The organism is Nonomuraea sp. NPDC049421 (assembly GCF_040677005.1).
GTDB lineage: Bacteria > Actinomycetota > Actinomycetes > Streptosporangiales > Streptosporangiaceae > Nonomuraea > Nonomuraea salmonea.
On record NZ_JBFAQA010000014.1, the window covers coordinates 1 to 19,445 of the forward strand.

At 72.1% G+C, this 19,445-nt stretch carries 21 protein-coding genes; 5 read left to right on the forward strand and 16 right to left on the reverse strand.

Translation table 11 applies throughout. The features are described from left to right. Nucleotides 1-188 precede the first annotated feature (188 nt). The gene (locus AB0K18_RS23825) at nt 189-1,148 is read right to left on the reverse strand and encodes a carbohydrate kinase family protein (RefSeq protein WP_364917738.1); all 960 of its coding nucleotides are present in this window, start codon (nt 1,146-1,148) and stop codon (nt 189-191) included. Nucleotides 1,149-1,266: 118 nt separating this feature from the next. Here AB0K18_RS23825 and AB0K18_RS23830 point away from each other — a divergent pair, with 118 nt between their 5' ends. Genes AB0K18_RS23830 through AB0K18_RS23840 form a run of 3 tightly spaced genes read left to right on the forward strand, consistent with a single transcriptional unit; the run spans nt 1,267 to nt 4,327 of the window. Then, nucleotides 1,267-2,565, forward strand: a complete 1,299-nt coding sequence (locus tag AB0K18_RS23830; protein WP_364917740.1) for an ABC transporter substrate-binding protein — start codon at nt 1,267-1,269, stop codon at nt 2,563-2,565. Nucleotides 2,566-2,567: 2 nt separating this feature from the next. Beyond that, the gene (locus AB0K18_RS23835; protein WP_364917743.1) at nt 2,568-3,509 is read left to right on the forward strand and encodes a sugar ABC transporter permease; all 942 of its coding nucleotides are present in this window, start codon (nt 2,568-2,570) and stop codon (nt 3,507-3,509) included. After that, a complete protein-coding gene (locus tag AB0K18_RS23840; protein ID WP_364917746.1) occupies nt 3,509-4,327 on the forward strand; it encodes a carbohydrate ABC transporter permease in 819 nt (272 codons plus the stop codon). Before AB0K18_RS23835 ends, AB0K18_RS23840 begins: the two co-directional genes overlap by 1 nt. A 3-nt stretch (nt 4,328-4,330) precedes the next feature. On the opposite strand, the gene AB0K18_RS23845 is transcribed toward AB0K18_RS23840, so the two are convergent. The 8 genes from AB0K18_RS23845 to AB0K18_RS23880 all read right to left on the reverse strand — a co-directional run bounded on the left by AB0K18_RS23845 (nt 4,331) and on the right by AB0K18_RS23880 (nt 11,494). Beyond that, nucleotides 4,331-5,530 (reverse strand): cytochrome P450, encoded by a 1,200-nt coding sequence (locus AB0K18_RS23845; RefSeq protein WP_364917748.1) that lies wholly within the window; start codon nt 5,528-5,530, stop codon nt 4,331-4,333. Between the two features lie 135 nt (nt 5,531-5,665). Then, nucleotides 5,666-6,754, reverse strand: a complete 1,089-nt coding sequence (locus AB0K18_RS23850; RefSeq protein ID WP_364917751.1) for a Gfo/Idh/MocA family oxidoreductase — start codon at nt 6,752-6,754, stop codon at nt 5,666-5,668. Then, a complete protein-coding gene (locus AB0K18_RS23855) occupies nt 6,739-7,461 on the reverse strand; it encodes a ThuA domain-containing protein (protein WP_364917754.1) in 723 nt (240 codons plus the stop codon). The genes AB0K18_RS23850 and AB0K18_RS23855 overlap by 16 nt, the downstream gene beginning before the upstream one ends. 158 nt (nt 7,462-7,619) lie before the next feature. Then, nucleotides 7,620-7,952 carry a metalloregulator ArsR/SmtB family transcription factor gene (locus AB0K18_RS23860; protein ID WP_364917756.1) on the reverse strand — a complete coding sequence of 111 codons (333 nt, stop codon included), beginning with the start codon at nt 7,950-7,952 and terminating at the stop codon, nt 7,620-7,622. Then, nucleotides 7,949-9,082 carry a 2-dehydropantoate 2-reductase N-terminal domain-containing protein gene (locus AB0K18_RS23865; RefSeq protein ID WP_364917759.1) on the reverse strand — a complete coding sequence of 378 codons (1,134 nt, stop codon included), beginning with the start codon at nt 9,080-9,082 and terminating at the stop codon, nt 7,949-7,951. The genes AB0K18_RS23860 and AB0K18_RS23865 overlap by 4 nt, the downstream gene beginning before the upstream one ends. Nucleotides 9,083-9,271: 189 nt before the next feature. Beyond that, on the reverse strand, nt 9,272-9,511 hold the full coding sequence (locus tag AB0K18_RS23870) for a hypothetical protein (protein WP_364917761.1): 240 nt from the start codon (nt 9,509-9,511) through the stop codon (nt 9,272-9,274). Between the two features lie 227 nt (nt 9,512-9,738). Beyond that, nucleotides 9,739-10,245: a flavin reductase family protein gene (locus tag AB0K18_RS23875; protein ID WP_364917764.1), complete on the reverse strand. Its 507-nt coding sequence runs from the start codon at nt 10,243-10,245 to the stop codon at nt 9,739-9,741. Between the two features lie 373 nt (nt 10,246-10,618). Continuing rightward, nucleotides 10,619-11,494: an amidohydrolase family protein gene (locus tag AB0K18_RS23880; RefSeq protein WP_364917766.1), complete on the reverse strand. Its 876-nt coding sequence runs from the start codon at nt 11,492-11,494 to the stop codon at nt 10,619-10,621. A gap of 108 nt (nt 11,495-11,602) precedes the next feature. Between AB0K18_RS23880 and AB0K18_RS23885 the strand changes: the two genes are divergently transcribed. Continuing rightward, nucleotides 11,603-12,472, forward strand: coding sequence for a PaaX family transcriptional regulator C-terminal domain-containing protein (locus AB0K18_RS23885; RefSeq protein ID WP_364917769.1), 870 nt, complete (start codon nt 11,603-11,605; stop codon nt 12,470-12,472). Between the two features lie 345 nt (nt 12,473-12,817). Here AB0K18_RS23885 and AB0K18_RS23890 read toward each other — a convergent pair whose 3' ends face one another. Next, a complete protein-coding gene (locus tag AB0K18_RS23890) occupies nt 12,818-13,168 on the reverse strand; it encodes a helix-turn-helix domain-containing protein (RefSeq protein ID WP_364917772.1) in 351 nt (116 codons plus the stop codon). On the opposite strand from AB0K18_RS23890, the gene AB0K18_RS23895 reads away from it, so the two are divergent. Further along, complete coding sequence (locus AB0K18_RS23895; protein ID WP_364918308.1) at nt 13,148-14,056, forward strand: NAD(P)-binding domain-containing protein; 909 nt, start codon at nt 13,148-13,150, stop codon at nt 14,054-14,056. The two genes, AB0K18_RS23890 and AB0K18_RS23895, sit on opposite strands and share 21 nt — an antisense overlap. A gap of 19 nt (nt 14,057-14,075) precedes the next feature. Here the strand turns inward: AB0K18_RS23895 and AB0K18_RS23900 are convergent, their stop codons facing one another. From AB0K18_RS23900 to AB0K18_RS23925, 6 genes are all read right to left on the reverse strand, one after another. Beyond that, nucleotides 14,076-15,410 (reverse strand): lanthionine synthetase LanC family protein, encoded by a 1,335-nt coding sequence (locus AB0K18_RS23900; protein ID WP_364917775.1) that lies wholly within the window; start codon nt 15,408-15,410, stop codon nt 14,076-14,078. A gap of 114 nt (nt 15,411-15,524) precedes the next feature. Next, entirely contained in the window at nt 15,525-16,217 is a 693-nt protein-coding gene (locus AB0K18_RS23905; protein WP_364917778.1) for an ABC transporter ATP-binding protein, read from the reverse strand. Beyond that, nucleotides 16,193-17,017, reverse strand: a complete 825-nt coding sequence (locus AB0K18_RS23910) for an ABC transporter permease (RefSeq protein WP_364917781.1) — start codon at nt 17,015-17,017, stop codon at nt 16,193-16,195. The genes AB0K18_RS23905 and AB0K18_RS23910 overlap by 25 nt, the downstream gene beginning before the upstream one ends. Nucleotides 17,018-17,152: 135 nt before the next feature. Further along, on the reverse strand, nt 17,153-18,217 hold the full coding sequence (locus AB0K18_RS23915) for an ABC transporter substrate-binding protein (protein WP_364917784.1): 1,065 nt from the start codon (nt 18,215-18,217) through the stop codon (nt 17,153-17,155). A gap of 98 nt (nt 18,218-18,315) precedes the next feature. Continuing rightward, nucleotides 18,316-18,864 carry a hypothetical protein gene (locus AB0K18_RS23920; RefSeq protein ID WP_364917787.1) on the reverse strand — a complete coding sequence of 183 codons (549 nt, stop codon included), beginning with the start codon at nt 18,862-18,864 and terminating at the stop codon, nt 18,316-18,318. Further along, the gene (locus AB0K18_RS23925) at nt 18,857-19,381 is read right to left on the reverse strand and encodes a hypothetical protein (protein ID WP_364917790.1); all 525 of its coding nucleotides are present in this window, start codon (nt 19,379-19,381) and stop codon (nt 18,857-18,859) included. Before AB0K18_RS23925 ends, AB0K18_RS23920 begins: the two co-directional genes overlap by 8 nt. Nucleotides 19,382-19,445 lie beyond the last annotated feature (64 nt).

Genomic DNA, 19,445 nt, shown 5'->3' on the forward strand with positions numbered 1-19,445 from the left:
GATGACCAAGCCACCGGACGAACGATCGGAAACATCCTCGCCGCCGGGCCGGCGGAGCGGTGAAACGCCTGTGGAGCTGGTGTAAGACCTCAACGAGAGTTCCTTTCCCGGGCGGGCGACCGGCGGTGAAGCAGGAAGCCCCACGGGCAACCGTGGGAATCCCCCCTCGTTCACAGGGGGGGAGGAGGTCAAGAGGTTGCTTCCTCCCAGTTGGGCTGGGCCGCGGTGCCCCCGGCGGCACGGGTGGAGAGGGTGCCGCAGGTCACGGCCACGGTCATGGCCTGCTTGAGCGGCAGGCCGCGCAGGAGCGCGGCGAGCAGGCCGGCGTTGAAGCTGTCGCCCGCGCCGACGGCGTCCACGACGGTAGCGGGGGTGGCGGGCACCTCGGCGGGCTCTCCGTCGGCGAAGGCGAGCGCGCCGAGCGCGCCGCGCTTGACGACGGGCAGCGTGCCGAGGGCGGCCATTTGCCGTACGGCCCAGAGCAGCGGATCGGGCTCGCCGTGCTCGCCGGCGGCCGGTGGGGGGCCGGCGACGGCGGTGGCGATGGCGAGGGCTTCGGCTTCGTTGGGGAGCAGGACGTCGGTGACGGGCAGGACCTCGGCGAGGCCCGCCCACCGTCCCGCCGGGTCGTCGTTGGTGTCGAGCGAGGTGGACGCCCCGGCCGCCCTGGCCAGTCCGAACAGCCCGGCGAGCCCGGCGGCGAGCCGCGGCTGGAGGAAGTACGACGACACGTGGACGTGCGCGGCCCGTTCCAGCAGCCCGCGCGGCACGTCGCCGGCGCCGAGCCGGTCGAGGCAGCCGGAGGCGGTGAGGATGGCCCGGTCGTCGCCGTCCACGAGCACCACGGTCATGGCGGTGGGCACGTCGGGGTCGACGACGCAGGCGGAGACGTCGACGCCGCCGGAGCGCAGGGCGTCCAGGACGAAGGCCCCGGCGGGGTCGTCCCCCACCCGGCCGACGAACGCGGTGCGCAGGCCGAGCCGGGCGGCGCCGTACGCGGTGATCGCACCGGAGCCGCCGAGCACCAGGCCGGCCGCGGGGACGAGTTGTTCCCGCTGGCCGAACTCGGGATGGCGAGGCGCGCCGGAGACGATCACGTCCGGGTTGGCGTCGCCGACGACAAGCAGGTCGAAGGTCGTTCTGGACACCACGGCACCGTTTCAGGTGTTGTGAAAGCTTGTCAAGCCTTGCGATTTTTCGAAGGTATTGACAAGACTTCGAAAGTAACCATGATTGGCTCCAATCATTCCGGGAGGAGCATCCACAGTGCGAAGAAGAACCGCGGCGGCCCTGGTCGCGGCGATCGTCCTGGCGGCCGGGGGCTGCGGGGGGTCGGCGCAGGAGGGCGCGAAGACGGTGGACCCGCAGGCGAAGGTGAAGCTCACCTGGTGGACGGGCCAGACGGCGGACGCCGAGAAAGTCCTGGAAGGGCTGGCGGCGAAGTTCACCCAGCAGCACCCCAACGTGACGATCGAGGTCTCCTCCGGCGCCTCGACCACCGACGACCTGCTGCAGAAGCTCTCCGCCGGCTTCGCCAGCGGCGTCTACCCCGACATCTCCTACGCTTTCGGAAGCTGGGCCTCACAACTGCAGGAGTCGGGCAAGACGCTCGACCTGACCGAGAAAGTGAAGGACCCGGCGGTCAAGTGGGCGGAGTTCCCCGAGGCGGCCCGCTCGACCGCGACGCCGAACGGGCAGGTCATCGGCTTCCCCGCGATCGTGGACAACCTCTCGCTGCTCTACAACAAGAAGCTCTTCGACGCCAAGGGCGTGGCGTACCCGACCGACGAGTGGACCTGGGACGACTTCCGCGCGGCGGCCAAGAAGCTGACCGACCCGGCGGAGAAGATCTACGGCACCGCGTACTCGGTGAGCGCCTCCGAGGACACGACCTGGCACTTCTGGCCGCTGCTGTGGCAGCGCGGCGGCAGCATCCTGTCGCAGGACCAGAAGAAGGCCGCGTTCAACTCGCAGGCCGGGGTGGACGCGCTGGAGTTCCTGCGGGCGATGGCGGTGGACGACAAGAGCGTCTACCTCGACCAGACCGACGAGCGCTACGCGCCGCTGTTCGCGGACGGCCGCATCGGCATGATCATCAACGGGCCGTGGTCGCTGTACGACCTCAAGCAGAAGAAGACCGACTACGGCGTGGCCTTCCTGCCCGGCACGAACGGCGACCACCAGACCGTCTCAGGACCCGACCTGTGGACGCTGTTCGACAACGGCGACGCCAACCGGGCCTACTGGTCGTTCGAGCTGATCAAGTGGCTCACCTCGGCCGAGGGCGACGCCCAGTGGAACCTGACGCAGGGCAACCTGCCGCTGCGCAACTCGGAGACGAAGCTGCCCGAGTACGAGAAGTACGTCAAGGAGTACCCGGGCGTCGAGAAGATGGTCGCCAACCTGGCCAACGCCAAGCAGGCCAGGCCCACGGTCAGCGGCTACGTGGAGATGTCGCGGCACGTCGGCGAGGCCATCGCCAAGGCCATGCAGGGCGCGGCGCCGCCCAAGCAGGCCCTCGACGAGGCGGCGCAGAAGTCGGCCGTCGCGCTGGCCGGGGGCTGACGATGTCGGTGTTGTTCGCCGGGCGCCGGCGACCGGCCGCCCACGTCTCGGCGCCGCCGTCCGGCAGGGTGCGGTGGCTGCACCGCACCCTGACCGGATGGGGCTTCGCCGGCCCGGCCACCGTGCTCGTGGTGGGCCTGTCGATCTTCCCGGCGGTGTGGGCGTTCCTCATCTCGCGGCAGAAGTGGAACGGCATCTCCCCCGCCAAGCCGATCGGCTGGCTGAACTACGAGCTCATGGCCCAGGACCCGGACCTGCTCGCGGCGGTGCGGCACACGCTGGTGTTCACGGTGCTGTTCGTGCCGGCGTCGATCTTCCTCGGCATGCTCGTCGCCGTCGCCCTGAACCGGCCGATCAAGCTGGTCGGCTTCTACCGTACGTGCATCTTCATCCCGTTCGTGGCGTCGGCGGCGGCCACCGGCATCCTGGCGAGCTTCGTCTTCAACCCGCAGTACGGCGCCGCCAACAGCGTCCTGCGGACGCTCGGCCTGCCGCAGCAGCAGTTCCTGGAGAGCCAGTCGCAGGCGCTCGCGGTGATCTGCCTGATCGCGCTGTGGGGGCAGGTCGGCTTCACCGTGGTGGTCTATCTGGCCGCGCTGCAGGACATCCCGAAGGACGTGGTGGAGGCGGCCCGCATGGACGGCGCCAACCGCTGGCAGGTCTTCCGGCACGTCACGATGCCGCAGCTCGGCCCGGTGACCGTCTTCACCTCCATCTGGCAGACGATCACCGCGCTGCAGTTGTTCGACCTGGTCTTCACCACCACCAGGGGCGGCCCGCTCGGCGCCACCCAGACGATCGTCTACTACGTCTACACCCAGGCGTTCAAGCTCACGAAGTTCGGCTACGGCTCGGCCGTCGCGTACGGGCTGTTCGCCGCCACCATGCTCATCACCGTCGGGATGATCCTCTACTCCCGGCGCAGCAAGATCGAGGCCTTCTGATGCGACGCCTGCCGTTCAGCCCGTGGCATCTGCTGCTGATGCCGCTGGCGCTGCTGTTCGCGCTGCCGCTGGTGCAGATGGTGCTGACCGCGTTCATGCCGGACAGCGACATCAACCGCTTCCCGCCCCGCTTCATCCCGAGCCGGCTGACCCTCGACGGGTTCGCCGGCCTGTTCAGTCAGTCGTCGGCGCTGCTGTGGCTGCTCAACACGGTGATCGTGGCCGCGGTCGGGGTGGTGTCGCACCTGGTCCTGTGCTCGATGGCCGGGTACGGCTTCGCCCGGCTGAAATTCTTCGGCAAGCAGGCCGGTTTCCTGATGATCCTGGCGACCATCATGATCCCGACGCAGCTGCTGATGATCCCGACGTACGTGATGTTCAGCCGGCTCGGCCTGATCGACACGCTGGCGGCGGCGTTCGTGCCGTGGCTGGCGTCGGCGTTCGGGATCTTCCTGATGCGGCAGTTCTTCCTGTCGCTGCCCGCCGAGCTGGAGGACGCCGCCCGCATCGACGGGTGCACGACGTTCGGCGTGTTCTGGCGGGTGGTGCTGCCGCTGGCCAAGCCCGCGCTGGCCACGCTGACCGTGTTCACGCTGCTCGGCTCGTGGAACGACCTCATCTGGCCGCTCATCGCCATCAGCGACGAGAGCAACTACACGATCCAGCTCGGCCTGGCCAACTTCCAGGGCACCAGGCACACCCAGTGGTCGCTGCTCATGGCCGGGAACGTGGTGGCGACGCTGCCGCTGATCGTCGGGTTCGTCGCGGCGCAGCGGCAGTTCGTCGCCACCATGACGTTCACGGGGCTCAAGGGCTGAGCGTTACCAGGCGACGGGGAGCGAGGTGAGGCCGTACACGATGTTGAAGGAGCGGAACTCCGCGGGCGGGCCCTCCTCGCGCAGCCCGGGGAACCGCTCGAACAGCGCCGGGAAGGCCATGCCCATCTCCATCCTGGCCAGCGGCGCGCCGAGGCAGTGGTGCACGCCGTGGCCGAAGGCGACGTGGCCCATCTCGCCGCGCGCGACGTCGAGCCGGTCGGGGTCGGGCACGAGCGCGGGGTCGCGGTTGGCGGCCGGCAGCACGCAGACCACCAGCTCGCCCTCCGGGATGCGCACGCCCGCCACCTCCACGTCCGTGGTGGTCACCTTGAACGTGCCCGAGTGCACGATGCTGAGCCAGCGCAGCAGCTCCTCGACCGCCGCGCCCCACCGCTCTGGCTCCTTGCGCAGCAGGTCGAGCTGGGCGGGGTGGCGCAGCAGCGCCAGCGTGCCGAGGCCGATCATGTTCGAGGTGGTCTCGTGGCCGGCCAGCAGGAGCAGGCCGCCGATGCCGATCAGCTCGTCGGCGGACAGGTCGTCGCCATGTTCGCGGACGAGCATGCCGAGCAGGTCGTCGCCGGGGTCCTTGAGTGCGCGGCCGACCAGCTCGGTCATGTAGGCGCGCGACTCCAGCTGGGCCGCGACCCGCTGGTCCACCGGCAGCGACAGGTCGAGCGTGGTGCCGCTGCGGCGCTGGAAGTCGTCACGGTCCTCGTACGGGACGCCGAGCAGCTCGCAGATCACCAGCGACGGGATCGGCAGCGCGAACGCCGACACCAGGTCGGCCGGCGGGCCCGCCGCCTCCATGGCGTCGAGGTGGGCGGTGACGATGTCCTTGACGCGCGGCTCCAGGCGGCGCATGCGGCGCATCGTGAACTCGGGGGTGAGCATGCGGCGCAGCCGCGTGTGCTCGGGCGGGTCGAACATCAGCAGGTTGCCCGCCCGCATGCGCCGCACCTCGTCGTCGCTGAACTCCGGCGCGCCCGGCGGCCGGTAGCCGGGCTGGCGGGCGTTGCTGAACCGCGCGGGATCGCCCAGCACCTCCCTGACGTCGGCGAACCTGGTCACCATCCAGACGTCGATGCCGAACGAGGTGCTGACCTTGCGCACGCCCTCCTCCTCGCGGATCCGCGCGAGGCCGGGATCCGGGGTGAAGGTCGAGCGGCGCATGTAGACGGGCATCTCCGCCGCGGTTTCAGTCATCAGATAGGTCTCCTCCCTGACCTCATTAAACGTCCGGGAGGCGGCGGGCGCGGCGGCGGGTCCCCGGCCGGTTCGCCCGCGGCGGCCCGCGATCCCGGCCGTGACCGGGCCCGGCCGGGATCGCTCGAAGGTTTCCTACTCGCGCGTGGCGGGGTCGCAGAACGCCACGGCGGCGGGCCGCTCGCAGGTGCTCTCGACGTCCACGGAACGGCCGGAGTGCGCCGAGGCGAGCAGCGACTCCATGACGTCCAGGACGTGGAACGCCATCGCGCCGCCCGCCCTGGGCTCCCGCTCGGACAGGAAGTCGATGAGGCCCACGCCGCGTCCCGCCTCGGCGTACCCGGCCGAGACCGGCAGCTCCCGCGCGGCCTGGTCGCCGAGCTTGGTCAGCAGCACCGGCCCGTCGAACCGGTTGGGGTCGGGGACGACGAGCGAGCCCCGCTCCCCGTGCACCTCGATGTTGGGCGCGCGGGTCGCGACCGCGTCGAAGCTCATGACCAGCGTGGACAGCACGCCCGACTCGTGCACGAGCACGCCGGTGACGTGGGTGTCCACGGTGACCGGGATCGCCTCGCCCTGGCGCGGCCCCGAGCCGATCGTGCGCTTGGCCCGCGTCCTGCTGGCCGCCCCGATGACCGTGGCCACCGGGCCGAGCATGGTGATCAGGCTGCTGATGTAGTACGGGCCCATGTCCAGGAGCGGCCCGCCGCCCGGCACGTAGTAGAAGTCGGGGTTGGGGTGCCAGCGCTCGTGGCCGGGCGTCATCATCGTCGCCGTGGCCGCGATGGGACGGCCGATGAGGCCCTCGTCGATGGCGACCCTGGCCGTCTGGACGCCGGTGCCGAGCACGGTGTCGGGCGCGCAGCCCACCCGCACCCCGGCCTGGCCGGCGGCCTCCAGCACCCGCTTGGCGTCCTCGCCCGTCGCGGCCAGCGGCTTCTCGCAGTAGACGTCCTTGCCCGCGGCGATGGCCCGCAGCGCGATCTCCGCGTGCGCGGCCGGGATGGTGAGGTTGATCACCACCTGGATGCGCGGGTCCGTGAGCAGCGCGGCCACGTCCAGCACCTCGACGCCCTCGTACGGCTCCGCCGCCGCCCGCGCCCGCTCCGGGTCGAGGTCGGCCACCGCCACCAGCCGGACCTGGGGCAGGCGGGCGATGGTCGTCAGGTATTGGGCCGAGATGGCGCCGCAGCCCACGATGCCGACGGTCAGCGGCTGGCCCACAGCATGCCCCTCTCGACGATCGTCCGCACGCTGTCCTGCTCCAGCACGTCCAGGCTGTGCCCGGGAGTCGCCACGAAGATCTTCCCCTTGCCCCAGCGGCGGGTCCAGATGGCCGGCGAGGTCACCTCGCGGTGCCACGGATCCCACGGCCGCACCTTCTGCGTCGTGGTGGCCAGCACGTCGATGTAGTCGTCGGTCAGCACCCAGTACTGCTCGGTGACCAGGTCGAAGTCCTCGATGCCCTGCGTGATCGGGTGCGCGGCCGCCTCGGGCAGCATGTTCACCGTGTACGGGACGAAGTTGTGCCGCTCGGTGCCCGCGTCGGGGTCGTCGGGGTGCTTGCCCGGGTGGCAGGCGAACTGGCCGCCGATGAGGTGCAGGTAGTCGGAGGAGTTGCGGAAGGAGTCGGCGATGCCGCCGTGCCAGCCGGCCATCCCCGTGCCCGCCTCGATGGCCGCCCGCAGGCCCTTGAGCTGGTCCGCCTCGATCGTGCCCATCGTGTAGCACTGCACGACGAGGTCGATCTCGGCCATGAGTGCGCTGTCGGCGTACGGGGCAGGGCTGTCCGCCAGCTGCACCTCGAAGCCGTTCTTCTCCAGGAAGGGCACGAAGAGGTCGGTGGCCGCCACCGGGACGTGGCCCTCCCAGCCGCCTCGTACCACGAGTACCTTGCGCGTGTGCTCGCCCGCCATGCAATCGCCAATCACTCGATGAACCATAAATCGGCCGTGCACCGCCCAATCCTCAAATAGCGGCACACTTCGCCAATTCTGTCTGACTTCCCCCAAAACCCCCACCCCCATTTTGGCGAGCCTCGCGCCCGGGCCGTCCGCCGGGGCACGAGCGACCCCCGGCGTGGCCCTCGTCAGGAGGAGCAGGCGATGATCTTCGCGATGAGGTCGCGCATCGGCGTCAGGAGGCCGGGGCAGGCGGCGGCGTCGAGCTCGTACAGGCGCAGGGCGCCGCTGCGCCGCACCCTCAGCAGGCCCGCCTGGCGCAGGATCTTCAGGTGGTGGCTGGTGGCGGGCTGCGACAGCTCCAGGTGCGCGGCGATGTCGCCGACGGTGCGCGGGGCCGCGGCCTCCAGGAGGAAGACCACGATCTCCTGGCGGCGCTCGTCGCCCAGGGCGGTGAACAGCGGCCGGGTCGTGGCGAACAGCGCCGCCACGTCAGCCGCCTCGATCGGGCCGCCGCTCATGCCGGCAGCGCGTCGCGCAGGGCGGACAGGGCGCCCACCGGCAGCGCCCTGGCCTCGCCTACGGCGATCCAGCCGGCCAGCATGAGCCGCGTCTGGGCGCGGACCTTCGTGAAGTGCGCCTCCAGGTAGCGGCGCAGGTCGAAGGGGAGCAACCAGGGCAGGACGCGCAACGCCGGCCCCACGGCCCACGACGGAACCGAGGCGGGCGCGCGCCGCCCGTGCCGGGCGGACACCACGGCGACGGCCTCCCTCACCGCGTCGCCGGCGGCGCGCAGCCGAGCCCCTTTCAGGGGCAGCCGCCAGCCGGAGATCTCCAGCGCGGCGATGTACGGGATCATGCGGGCGGCGGCCAGCTCGGCCGCACCGGCCCGCGTCACCCGCCTGGCCCGCAGGCCACCGGCGCGCAGCGCGGCGACGACCCGCGGGGCGCGCTCCCCCTCGACGCCCATCGCCGAGCCAGGCGGCACCCAGTACGCCACCCCCTGCCCCGGCACCCCACTCCCCAGGGGCGCCTGGTAGGCGAGCAGCCTGGGGATCACCTGCACGATCTGCTCCTGCGGCCAGACCTCGGCGAGGGCGTCCAGGTCGCCCGGGTCCTGACCGATGGTGACCACCGTCGCCGCGCCGGTCGCCGCGCGCAGCGCCGCCGTCCACGTGCCGCGCAGCGCGGTCGAGTCGACGCACAACCACACCATGTCCCAGTGCTCGTCGCGCGCCTCGCTCATCACCTCGTACGGTTCGAGCCGCTCGTGCACCGGCGCCCTGCCCCGCCTGAGCCGGTACAGCGAACCTCCTCCCCAGCTCTCCCGCCCCGGCCGCACGAGATACCCGACCTTGGCCCCTCCCGCGGCCAGCCGCACCCCGAACACCTGCCCCAACGCCCCGGCCCCGACGATCAGCACCTTCACCATGCTCTCCTCATCCATCCAAATATTTGGATAAACGAATGTTAGCCGAAGGTGAGGGCGCGGCGAGCGGCCGACCGCGGCCTCCTGGCGGCGCTCGCGGGTGGCGCGGCGGGCGACGACGGCCGTCCCGACCGTCCCGGGCACGACCGGCTCGGCGGGGACGGGCGTGACCTCCTCGACCGGCACCACGTACGGCTCCACGGGCCGCTTGACGAACTCCATGGCCCCGTCGCCGCGCGACCTCGGCGCGGCGCATCAGCTCATGCGGGGTGCGCGCCCCCATGGCGGCGGTCTCGTCGCGCATCCGCTCGAACGACTCCAGCGCGATCTCCAGCTTGGCCGCGGTCTTGGGCGGCGCGACGTGGTCGTTGACGCCTGGCCTTGTTCTGGGCCCGCTCGGGGCGGGGCGTCTCACGAGCCGTTCCAGGCGTCGGCGAGCAGCTCGTACGAGCGCACGCGGTCTTCGTGGTCGTGGGTAGTGGTGGTGACCAGTAGCTCGTCGGCCCCGGTCACCCGCCGCAGGGTGCGCAGCCGCTCGGCGACCTGGCCCGGCGTGCCGACGAACTGGGTGTCGACGCGGTCCTTGACCAGGGCGCGGTCCTCGCCGGTCCAGACGTGCGCGGCGGCCTCGGCGGGCGTGGCGAAGCGCATGGCGCCCCCGCCGGTCCTGATGCTGCGCCCCTCCTCCAGCGTGCCGTGCCCGGTGAAGACGCGGCGGGCCGGCTCGTACGGCTCGTTGAAGGTGGCGTTGACGGTGCCGGCCAGGCCGAGCCGGTCGGTGACGGCGGCGATAGGCGGTGCGGTCGACGGGACTGGCGCAGGCGGGGGTCCCCGTCCTGGTGGAAGGCCCGGTGTAAACGGTCACGCTCAGCTCCGGCTCAGTCTTCGGGGTGGAACCGGCCGAAGCGGCCCTGGTGGTAGAGGAGGGGCCGGCCGTCGCCGTGCGTGCGCACGTCGGCGACCAGGCCGACGACGAGCACGTGGTCGCCCACGTCGGCGGTCTCGTACGGCAGGCACACCAGGTGCGCGGAGACGTCCTGGAGCAGCGGCGCGCCGAGCGGTCCAGGCCGCCAGCGGGTGGGCGGCGCGAACCTGTCGATGCCCTTGCGGGCGAACCTGGCGGCCAGGCCGGCCTGGTCGCCGGACAGGATGTTGACGGCGAAGTGGTCGGCGGTGCGCAGCCAGGGCCAGGTGGTGGAGGACTGGTCGACGTAGAAGGAGACGAGCGGCGGTTCGAGGCTGACCGAGGAGAACGAGGTGGCGGTCATGCCGACCGGGACGCCCTCGTTCTGGGCGGTGATCACCACGACGCCGCTGGCGTGCACGGCGAGTGCCCGGCGGAACGATTCGGCGCCGACGGCGCGTCCGGGCATCGTGTCGGTCATGCCCGGCCCCTCCCTTCTCGGTCGCGGGTCGTGGTGGTCGGTGCTGGGCTGGTCGGTGCTGGGCTGGTCGGGGATGGGATCACGGGATCGTTCCTCACAGGGAAGGCGTGCGCGCGCGGCGCCCTGGCGGTGTGGTGCGCGAGCACGGTGTACGGGTTCGTCAGCGGGCGCGTGGACGGCGTCGGCCACGCCGGAGCACGAGGGGGACGAGGGAGAACGCGGCGGTACGCCGCGGGCGGTGGTCCGTGATCAGCGACACTGCGCGCCGGCGACATGGCAGAAGTCCACGTGGGGGCGCGTGGTCAGGAGGAAGCCCTGGCTCATGTCCTCGACGCTAAGCCGCATGTCCGGATAAGTCAACATTTCCTACTTGTTATGCGTGAAATATGTCAGGGAGACCCGCGTAGACCTGCCGGGCATTGCCTCCCAGCACCGCGGCGACGAGATCGGGTGTCTCGACGGGGAGCAGTGCGGCGACGTCGCGGGCGTTGGCGGCGGTGCCGGGGACGCCGGGCCAGTCGGTGCCGAAGATCCACCTGCGGGCCAGTCGGGCCAGGTCGTAGCGGGCGTAGTACTCGGGCAGCCGCTTGGGCGGCAGGCCGGACAGCTCCAGCCAGACCGTGTCGTGCGCGAGCGCGAGGAAGGCGGCGGCGTCGTACCACCAGCCGCGCCCGCCGTGCGCGAGCACCACGTGGAGCCCGGGGAAGTCGCGCAGGACCGGGATGAGGAAGGCCGGGTCTGCGTTCTCGTTGGCCGAGCCGGGGAACGTGCTGGTGCCGCAGTGCACGACCAGCGGCACGCCGCTCTCCTCCAGCACGTGGTAGGCGGGGTAGAGGGCGGCGTCGTCGCAGCGGAACCCGCCGTGCACCGGGTGCAACTTGAGCGCGGCGGCCCCAAGTGCGAGCTGGCGGCGCACCTCGGCGGCGATCGGGTAGTGCAGGTGCGGGTTGACGTTCGCGATCGGGCGGAACCTGCGCGGGTTGTGCTCGACGATCGGCAGCAGGTCCTCGAACTCCTGCGTGCCGGTCGCCTTGGGGCTGTACTCGCACATCAGCAGCGCCACGTCCACGCCCTCGGCGGCGAACAACGCGTCGAGCCTGCCCGGGCGGGGCCGGCCTGCGGCGTCCCAGACGTCGTCCAGCACGCCGTCGGCGCCGAACCGCCGGGCCCAGCCCAGCCAGGCGGGCTTGAGCGTGCCGAGCACGGGCACGTGAACGTGGGCGTCGATGAGCGGGCGGCCGTCGAGCATGTCCCGTACATTACGCTCGGCGGCGCCGGAAGATCAGCCATGACATTCGACGCCGGAAGCAGGTATCGTCAGATTTTTGTAGCAAATTGTTCCGACTGAGGAGCACACGTGGTCGAGCTTGCGAAGGCCCTGGAGATCGCGACGCCGGCGGGGCGGGCGCGCGAGGCGGCGGGGGCGCCCGCGTTGCTGCTGACGATCCTCGGCGAGTTCGTGCTGCCGCGCGGCGGCGAGGTGTGGACGGGCACGCTGGTGGCCGCGCTCGGGGCGCTCGGCGTGGAGGAGAAGTCGGCCCGGCAGGCGCTGTCGCGGACCGCCGCGCAGGGGCTGCTCTCCCCCGCCCGCCACGGGCGCAGGGTGCGCTGGAGCCTGACGCCGGCGGGCGACCGGCTGCTGCGCGAGGGCGCCGAGCGCATCTACGGCTTCATGCGCGGGCCGCACGACTGGGACGGCCGCTGGCTGGTGCTGACCGCCGGGGTGCCGGAGGCCCAGCGGCGGCTGCGCCACCGGCTGCGCACCCGGCTCACCTGGCTCGGCCTCGGCTCCCCCTCCCCCGGCCTGTGGGTGGTGCCGGACGCCTCGAAGGAGGCCGCCGTGCGCGACGTCATCACCGAGCTCGGGCTCGGCGACCGGGCCTTCTCCTGGACGGGACCCGCGACCGGCATCGGCGACCCCGCGGCGCTGATCGCCTCCGCCTGGGACCTCGACGACGTGGAGCAGCGCTACCTGGCCTTCATCGACCGCTTCACCACCCTCCGGACGGCCGACGCCGAGCAGGCGGTGTTCGCCGCGCAGGTGCAGCTCATCCAGGAGTGGCGGCGTTTCCCGTTCCTCGACCCCGACCTGCCGGCCGAGCTGCTGCGTCCCGACTGGCCGGGGCCGCGCGCCGCGGCGGTCTTCCACGACCTGCGCAACCGCTGGCACCGGCGGGCGCAGGCGGCCTGGGAGTCGATGGACGACGAGGCCGCCACCCGCACCTAGCACTACGCCGGCGCGACGCCCGACCATCGCCGTGTATCAGTTCTTGATGCTGGTGAGCGTCACCCCTTCGATGAAGTAACGCCGCAGGAAGAAGAGCACGATGATCGGCGCGATGAGGCAGCACGATCGTCCAGAACACCCGCCACGGCGACGCGCCGTCGATGCAGGCGGCCTCGTCCAGCCCGAACGGGACTGAACGGCGTGGCGGAGGTCAGGGCGTACGCCTGATACCCACTTTTTAGTGGGTACTTGCCGCTCCGGCCGTCCCCGGACGAAGCTGAGGTCATGGCGGCGGAGGGCCGCCGGGATCAGCCGGACGTTCGAGGGAGGCCGGGGCGGTGCGCGTCACGAGACCTGCCGGGTCGCGGCCAGCCTCTCGAGGCGGCGGTGGCCCCAGTCGGCGAGGGGTGCCAGCGCGTCGGCCAGGTCCTGGCCGAACGGGGTCAGCGAGTATTCGGTCTTCAGCGGCCGGACGTCGTAGACCTCCCGGTGGACGAGACCGTCGGCCTCCATCTCGCGCAGCGTCTGGGTCAGCACCTTCTCGCTGAGCCCCGGCGCCTGCCGCAGCAGCTCACCCGGCCGCCACGGGCCTGACTCCAGCAGCCACAGCAGGAGCGTCTTCCACTTGCCGTCGATCACGGCGATCGCGGCGGTCACCCCGCACACGTTCGTGTCCTGTGCCCTGCTGCGCGTCATCGCCATCCCACCTTCAGCACTTTCGTCAAGGAGTCTTCACGCATGTCCGCATCCACCCCACAGTCTGCCGTCACCGTGCTCGGTCTGGGCCCGATGGGCCGGGCGCTGGCCGGCGCCCTCCTGGACGCGGGCCTGGCCGTCACCGTCTGGAACCGTACGCCGGGCAGGGACCGCGAGCTGGTCGCCCGCGGCGCGGCGGGCGCCTCTTCCCCCGAATCGGCGGTGGCCGCGAGCCCGCTCACCGTGCTCTGCGTGGTCGACTACGACGCGGCCGACGCGATCGTAGGCAGGGAGGCGGTCACTTCCGCGCTCAAGGGCCGCACCCTGGTCAACCTGACCGCCGACACGCCCGCCCGCGCCCGGGAGACCGGCGCGTGGGCGGCCGCGCACGGCATCGGCACCCCTGACGCCGTGTTCCTGCACAGCGGGCCCGAGGAGCTCTACCGCGAGCACAAGCCGGCGCTGGACGCGCTCGGCGGCACCCACACCCACCTGGGCGCCGACATCGGCCGGGCGGCCTCCTACGACCTGGCGCTGCTCGACATCTTCTGGACCGCCATGGCCGGCTACGCCCACGCGCTGGCCCTGGCCAAGGCGGAGGGCGTCACAGCGCGGGAACTGGCGCCCTTCGCGCAGGGCATCGCCGCCATCCTGCCCCCGCTCATCGAGACAGGCGCGGAGGAGGCGGACACCGGCTCCTTCTCCGGCGACGTCAACCCGATCACCTCAGCCGCCTCCTCCATGAAGCACATCGTCCAGGCCTCGGAGGAACGCGGCATCGACGCGAGCGTGATGCGCGCGGCGGAGGGCCTGGCCCGCAGAGTGATCGGCCTCGGCCACGGCGAAGACGGCTTCCTCCGCATCACCGACCTGCTGGCTCCCCGCTGACCCGCGCGGGATGCGGTGCTCAGTCGTCGTTGACGGCTGAGGTGGGGAGGGGGATCGACGGGAAGGGGTTGTCGGGGAGGAGCACGATGCGGCGGGGGCGGTCGGGGAGGCCGGCGGCGTCGAGGTGGAGGAGGGCCGAGCCGATGCCGGCGGCCCCGACCATGTAGCCGGTGTCGGCGGTGACCTCGCCGGGGCGGAGCCGGCGGTAGGCCTGGTACCAGCGGTAGCCCTGGCCGTTGTGGTCGGTGGCGCGGCCGATCAGGTCGGCGGCGAGCGTGTAGGCGTAGTCGAGGTGGTCCCGGTGACCGGTGGCCGCCCACAGGCCGACGAACAGCTCGATCACGCCGGCCGTGCCGCAGCACTGGCAGGCGACGTTCCAGTAGCCCTCGGTGCGGCGGCGCGGCGCTCCGCTGCTGATGATGCCGCGCGCCAGCCGCTCGGCCCACTCCAGGTCGGTGGGGTCGCCGTCCACCCGGTAGAGCTCGTAGAACATCCGCGCCACGCCGGCGGAGCCGGAGCAGAAGCCGAGGTAGTGCAGGCCGCGCGCGTGCGGCACGTGGTGCGGCACGACCGCGCAGCGCCCGCTCACGACGCTGACCTCGCGGACGAAGGCGGCGCCGCTGCGCGCGGCGTGGAGGAAGCGCCGCTCGCCGGTGACGCCGTACAGGCGGGCCAGCAGGTACGCGGTGCCGGACGTGCCGGCGAGGAAGCCCGGCGTGACGGCGTCCACCGGCAGGTCGGCGCAGTCACCGAACCGGTGGCCGGGGACTGGCAGCCGGGCGACGCGCAGCCCGGCCTCCACGGCGGCCTCCTCGTACGCGGGCACGCCGAGGTGCGTGGCGGCCCGCAGCAGCCCGAGGATGATGCCGCCCTCACCGCGCTGCGCCGGATCGCGCGACCACTGGACGCCGTCGCCCCGCTCGGTGCCCTTGCGCACGATGTGGTCGGCGATGGCCGCGGCCTCGGACTCGAACGCGGGCTCGCCGAGCGTCCACCCGGCCTCCATGAGCGCGATCATCACGCCGGTGAGGCCGTGGTAGAGGGTCAGGTCGTCCTGCTCGCGCCAGGTGGCGGCGAGCCGGCGGGCGCCGGCCCTGGCGTCCTCCAGGTACGCCTCGTGCCCGGTGGCGGCGGCCAGCTCCAGGAAGAACAGCACGACCCCGGCGGCCCCCGAGTAGAGGGACCAGGGCTCGGCGGTGACGGCGGACGCGCCGCGCGTGTCGGGGTTGGCCTGCCACCACCGGCCGTGCTCGTCATCGACGGCGGCCGAGCGTACCCACCGGCCGGCCAGGATGGCGGCGGTCAGCGGCGTGTCGGCGCGGGCACTCGACGCGCGCATCTCGTCCAGGCTCATGAACTCATTTTCCCATAGATTTAGTAGGAAGACTCGGAAAGCGGGTGAAGCAGACCTGGACATGATGCTCCACCCGGCCGGGCCGCCGCTCAAGTAGCCGCGCGAGTGCGACCATCACTCCTCCCCGGTGACGCCGAGCGCCCGCAGCAGCACGGCCCTGGTCTCGGCGGGGTCGGCGGCGGAGTCGGGCCGAAGCTCCGTGGCGATGCGGCCGGAGTCGAGCACCAGGATCCGGTCGGCCAGCGCGATGGCCTCGTCCACGTCGTGGGTGACCAGCAGCACGGCCGGGCGGTGCTGCTCGAACAGGCGGCGCAGCAGCCGGTGCATCTTCAGCCTGGTCAGGGCGTCGAGCGCGCCGAACGGCTCGTCGGCGAGCAGCAGCCGGGGCTCGCGTACGAGGGACCGGGCCAGCGCGACGCGCTGCTGCTCGCCTCCCGACAGCTCGTTCGGCCAGGCCCGCTCGCGCCCGGCCAGTCCGACCTCGGCCAGGCTCTGCCGGCCGCGCTCCCCGGCCCCGGTCAGGCCGAGCACGACGTTGGGCAGCACCCGCTGCCAGGGCAGCAGCCTGGCGTCCTGGAAGACCACCGACACCTCGTCGGGCACCCGCACCGCGCCGCCGCCCGCCACGTCGCCGTCCAGGCCGGCCAGGGCACGCAGCAGCGTGCTCTTGCCCGAGCCGCTGCGGCCGAGCAGCGCGGTGAACTCGCCGGGCGCCAGCTCCAGGTCGAGGCCGTCCAGCACCTTGCGGGCGCCGTAGACGCGGGTCAGCCGCTCGACGCGGATCAGCTCGCCAACGTCCGTCGCCACGACAGCGTCCTCCTTTCGACCAGGCGGACCGCGGCGTCGGAGAACAGGCCGAGCAGGCCGTACAGGACGATGCCGACGAGGATGACGTCGGTCTGACCGTACGTGCGGGCCAGGTCCATCATGTAGCCGATGCCGCTGGTGGAGTTGATCAGCTCGGCCACCACCAGGAACAACCACGCCGTCGTGACCGCGAACCGCAGCCCCAGCAGGAATCCGGGCAGCGCCCCCGGCAGCACCACTTTCCTGATGAACGTGCCGCGCCGCAGATCGACGGTCTCGGCCAGCTCGACGTAGCGGCTGTCGATGCCGCGCAGGCCGTTGTGGGTGTGGATGTAGATGGGCACGAGGACGCCGACCGCGATGACCGTGATCTTCATGCCCTCGCCGATGCCCAGCCACAGGATGAGCAGCGGCATCAGCGCCAGCGACGGGACGGCCCGCTTGATCTGCACCGGGCCGTCGATGATCGCCTCGCCCCAGCGGCTGAGCCCGGACACCAGCGCCAGCACCGTGCCCAGCGGCACGCCGATGGCGAGGCCCGAGGCGACCCGGCCGACCGAGGTCAGCAGGTTGTCCTGGAGGCGGCCGTTCGCGATCAGGTCGCCGGCCGTGGCGACCACGGTCCACGGCGCCGACAGGAACCGGGGGTCGAGCCGGCCCGTCGCCGAGGCGAGCGCCCAGAGGGCGAGCAGCAGCAGCGGGCCCAGCAGGAAGCCCAGCCTGATCGGGCGGCCCGGCCTGAGGCGGCGGCGGGCGCGTACGCGGGCGGGCGCGGCGGGCCGGGAGGCGAGCAGCGTCATCTCACACCCTCCTTCCTGCGGATGTCCGGCGGGGGCCCGGGAGGAGGTTCGGCAGGGTGTCCGGCAGGGTGTCCGGCAGGGTGTCCGGCAGGGTGTCCGGCAGGGTGTCCGGCAGCGGCGTTCTCTGGGACGTCATCACGCACCTTCCTTCAGTGCGGCGGCGGCGATGGGCTCGAAGCGGCGGTCATAGAGGTCCTCGGCCTTGAGCGGCTCGTTGCCGGTCTCGGCGGCCAGGATGTCGATGGTCTCCTGGTGCCGGGTGACGGCCTCCGACCAGTCGGCGGGGATGTCGGGCTCGCCCGCCTGGTCCACCAGGTACTGGCCGTCGGCGGCGTTGAGGCCCTGGTCCTTGACGTAGTAGCCGTCGATCCACTCCTCGGGGTGTTCGTAGATCCAGCGGGAGGCGCGGGCCCAGGCGGCGACGTACTCGCGCAGGGCGGCCGCCTTGGCCGGGTCCTTGAGCGTCTCGGTGCGGACGTAGAGGTGGGCGGGGTCGTCACGCAGGCCGTGCCGGACGGTCGTGGCGCCGTCCTTGCCGAACTTGGCGGTGTAGCGCTTGATGTTGACGCCGCCGATGGGCGCGACGTCCACCTGGCGGGAGGCCAGCGCGTTGGGGTAGACGTCGCCGGTGCTCGGCAGCTCGATCAGCTCGACGTCGTCCTTGGTGAGCCCGGCCTTCTTCAGCACCCTGAGCACGAGCGCGCCCTGCGCCTGCCCCGGGCTGTAGGCGATCTTCTTGCCGCGCAGGTCGGCGAGGGTCCTGACGTGGGCGCCTGGGGCGACGCCGAGCTCGTACGTGGGGTGGGCGAGCGGGTCCTTGCGGAACTTCGAGGCCACGATCTTCACCGGCAGGCCGGTCCAGGTGGCGTGGATGGGCGGGATGTCGGCCACCGCGCCGACGTCGAGCGCGCCGGCCCTGAACGCCTCGCTCGTCTGCGGGCCGCCGCTGATGTTGGCCCACTCGATGGCGAACGAGAACGTCTCGATCTCGCCGGAGAGCCGCAGCGCCACCTTGGTCGCGGGGTCTCCGACGATCAGCCTGGCGCCTTGTGGGACCACTGTCGGCAGCGGCGCCTGCGCAGCCAGCTCGGGCCCGCCGGGCTCCTGGGCGGCGCTCGGGGCGCAGGCCGTCAGGAGCAGCAGGACGAGCGCGGCGAGCGTGAGTCGTAACGAGGACGTGTGGTGGGGGCCCTGGCTCATGGTCTCGAAGATACGAGCGCCGAAGCCCTAAGTCAACATTCCCTACCAAGTTTGCATGATTTTACGGTGGGCTCGGTTCAGGCTGGAACCGGAGGGGCTCAGCGGGGCCGGGCGGAGCCGGCGAGACGGCGGAAGTCGGCGAGGCTCTGGCGGTAGAAGGCGAGGTCGCTCTCCAGCTTGGCCCTGGTGAAGCGGCCGGGCTCGGCCTCGCGGGCGGACCTGCCCATCTCCGTCCAGAACGCCTCGGACGGCAGCGCGGCGGCCCCCTCGGGCAGGAACTTCAGCGCCTCGGCCACCGCGTCGGCGGCGTACGTCCAGTCGGTCTCGACGGCGCGGACCCGCTGGGGGTCGGCGGGGCCGGCGGCGTAGAAGAGGCCGCCCTCCAGGGCGCGGCTCGCGTACGTGCCGCCGATCAGCACCCACTGTCCGGCGTCCAGCAGCTCGGACCTGCCCGTGCCGAACGTGGTGCGGGCCTCCCTGGCCGCGTGCTCGCCGGCGTACGAGACCGGCATCTCCACGCCACCCGCCCGCACCAGCCACCCGTCGGGCACCTCGATGACCTCAGCGCCCGCCGACCCGCCCGAGACCGTCAGGTCGAGGTAGACGTGCGCCTCCACCAGCGAGCGCGCCATGACGGCGTCAGGCATGCCGGGCCGCCAGGTCGCGGAAGGAGTCGCGGACGATCAGCAGCCGGTCGAGCTGGAACCTGCCGGGCTCGGCCGCCCGTATCTCCCTGCCCCGCTGCGACCAGAACCCGTCGTCGGGCACCTCGTCGGCGCCCGGCGGGATGAACTTGACGACCTCCTCGACGGCCGCCGTGGCGATCGACAGCGTGCGGTGGGCCTCCGCCTCGTCGTCCACCGGCACGTTGCCCGCCGTCAGGTCGGCCACCCACAGCCACTCCCCCGCGTCGAGCAGCTGCGACGGCTCCGGGCCGCCGAACGTGGGGTAGCCCGCCGGCATCGTCGGCCGCTCGGGCACCCCGAACAGGTATTCGCGCTGCCTGCCGCAGTCGTCGCAGGCTCCCCGGTAACGCGTGGCGAGCCCGTCGTCGACGGCGACCAGGCCGCTGTCCCACGCCGTCTCGACCGAGCCGCACGCGCACGGGTGCAGGTCGAGGTAGAGATGCGCCTCATCCCTCGTCCGTGCTATCGCGAACGCCATAACCGTCCTCTCCTCGCCGTTTCTCCTATCATGCCCACACCCCGGAGACTCCTGCCGCCGTCAG

Bases quoted from the DNA above. Each gene is read 5' to 3' on its own strand.
- AB0K18_RS23880 (WP_364917766.1), bottom strand. From the start codon at position 11,494: ATGCTCGACGGCCGCCCGCTCATCGACGCCCACGTTCACGTGCCCGTG.
- AB0K18_RS23840 (WP_364917746.1), top strand. From the start codon at position 3,509: ATGCGACGCCTGCCGTTCAGCCCGTGGCATCTGCTGCTGATGCCGCTG.
- AB0K18_RS23875 (WP_364917764.1), bottom strand. From the start codon at position 10,245: ATGACCGACACGATGCCCGGACGCGCCGTCGGCGCCGAATCGTTCCGC.
- AB0K18_RS23835 (WP_364917743.1), top strand. From the start codon at position 2,568: ATGTCGGTGTTGTTCGCCGGGCGCCGGCGACCGGCCGCCCACGTCTCG.
- AB0K18_RS23925 (WP_364917790.1), bottom strand. From the start codon at position 19,381: ATGGCGTTCGCGATAGCACGGACGAGGGATGAGGCGCATCTCTACCTC.
- AB0K18_RS23870 (WP_364917761.1), bottom strand. From the start codon at position 9,511: ATGCGCTTCGCCACGCCCGCCGAGGCCGCCGCGCACGTCTGGACCGGC.
- AB0K18_RS23910 (WP_364917781.1), bottom strand. From the start codon at position 17,017: ATGACGCTGCTCGCCTCCCGGCCCGCCGCGCCCGCCCGCGTACGCGCC.
- AB0K18_RS23900 (WP_364917775.1), bottom strand. From the start codon at position 15,410: ATGAGCCTGGACGAGATGCGCGCGTCGAGTGCCCGCGCCGACACGCCG.
- AB0K18_RS23845 (WP_364917748.1), bottom strand. From the start codon at position 5,530: ATGACTGAAACCGCGGCGGAGATGCCCGTCTACATGCGCCGCTCGACC.
- AB0K18_RS23890 (WP_364917772.1), bottom strand. From the start codon at position 13,168: ATGACGCGCAGCAGGGCACAGGACACGAACGTGTGCGGGGTGACCGCC.
- AB0K18_RS23915 (WP_364917784.1), bottom strand. From the start codon at position 18,217: ATGAGCCAGGGCCCCCACCACACGTCCTCGTTACGACTCACGCTCGCC.
- AB0K18_RS23860 (WP_364917756.1), bottom strand. From the start codon at position 7,952: ATGAGCGGCGGCCCGATCGAGGCGGCTGACGTGGCGGCGCTGTTCGCC.
- AB0K18_RS23920 (WP_364917787.1), bottom strand. From the start codon at position 18,864: ATGCCTGACGCCGTCATGGCGCGCTCGCTGGTGGAGGCGCACGTCTAC.
- AB0K18_RS23865 (WP_364917759.1), bottom strand. From the start codon at position 9,082: ATGGAGTTCGTCAAGCGGCCCGTGGAGCCGTACGTGGTGCCGGTCGAG.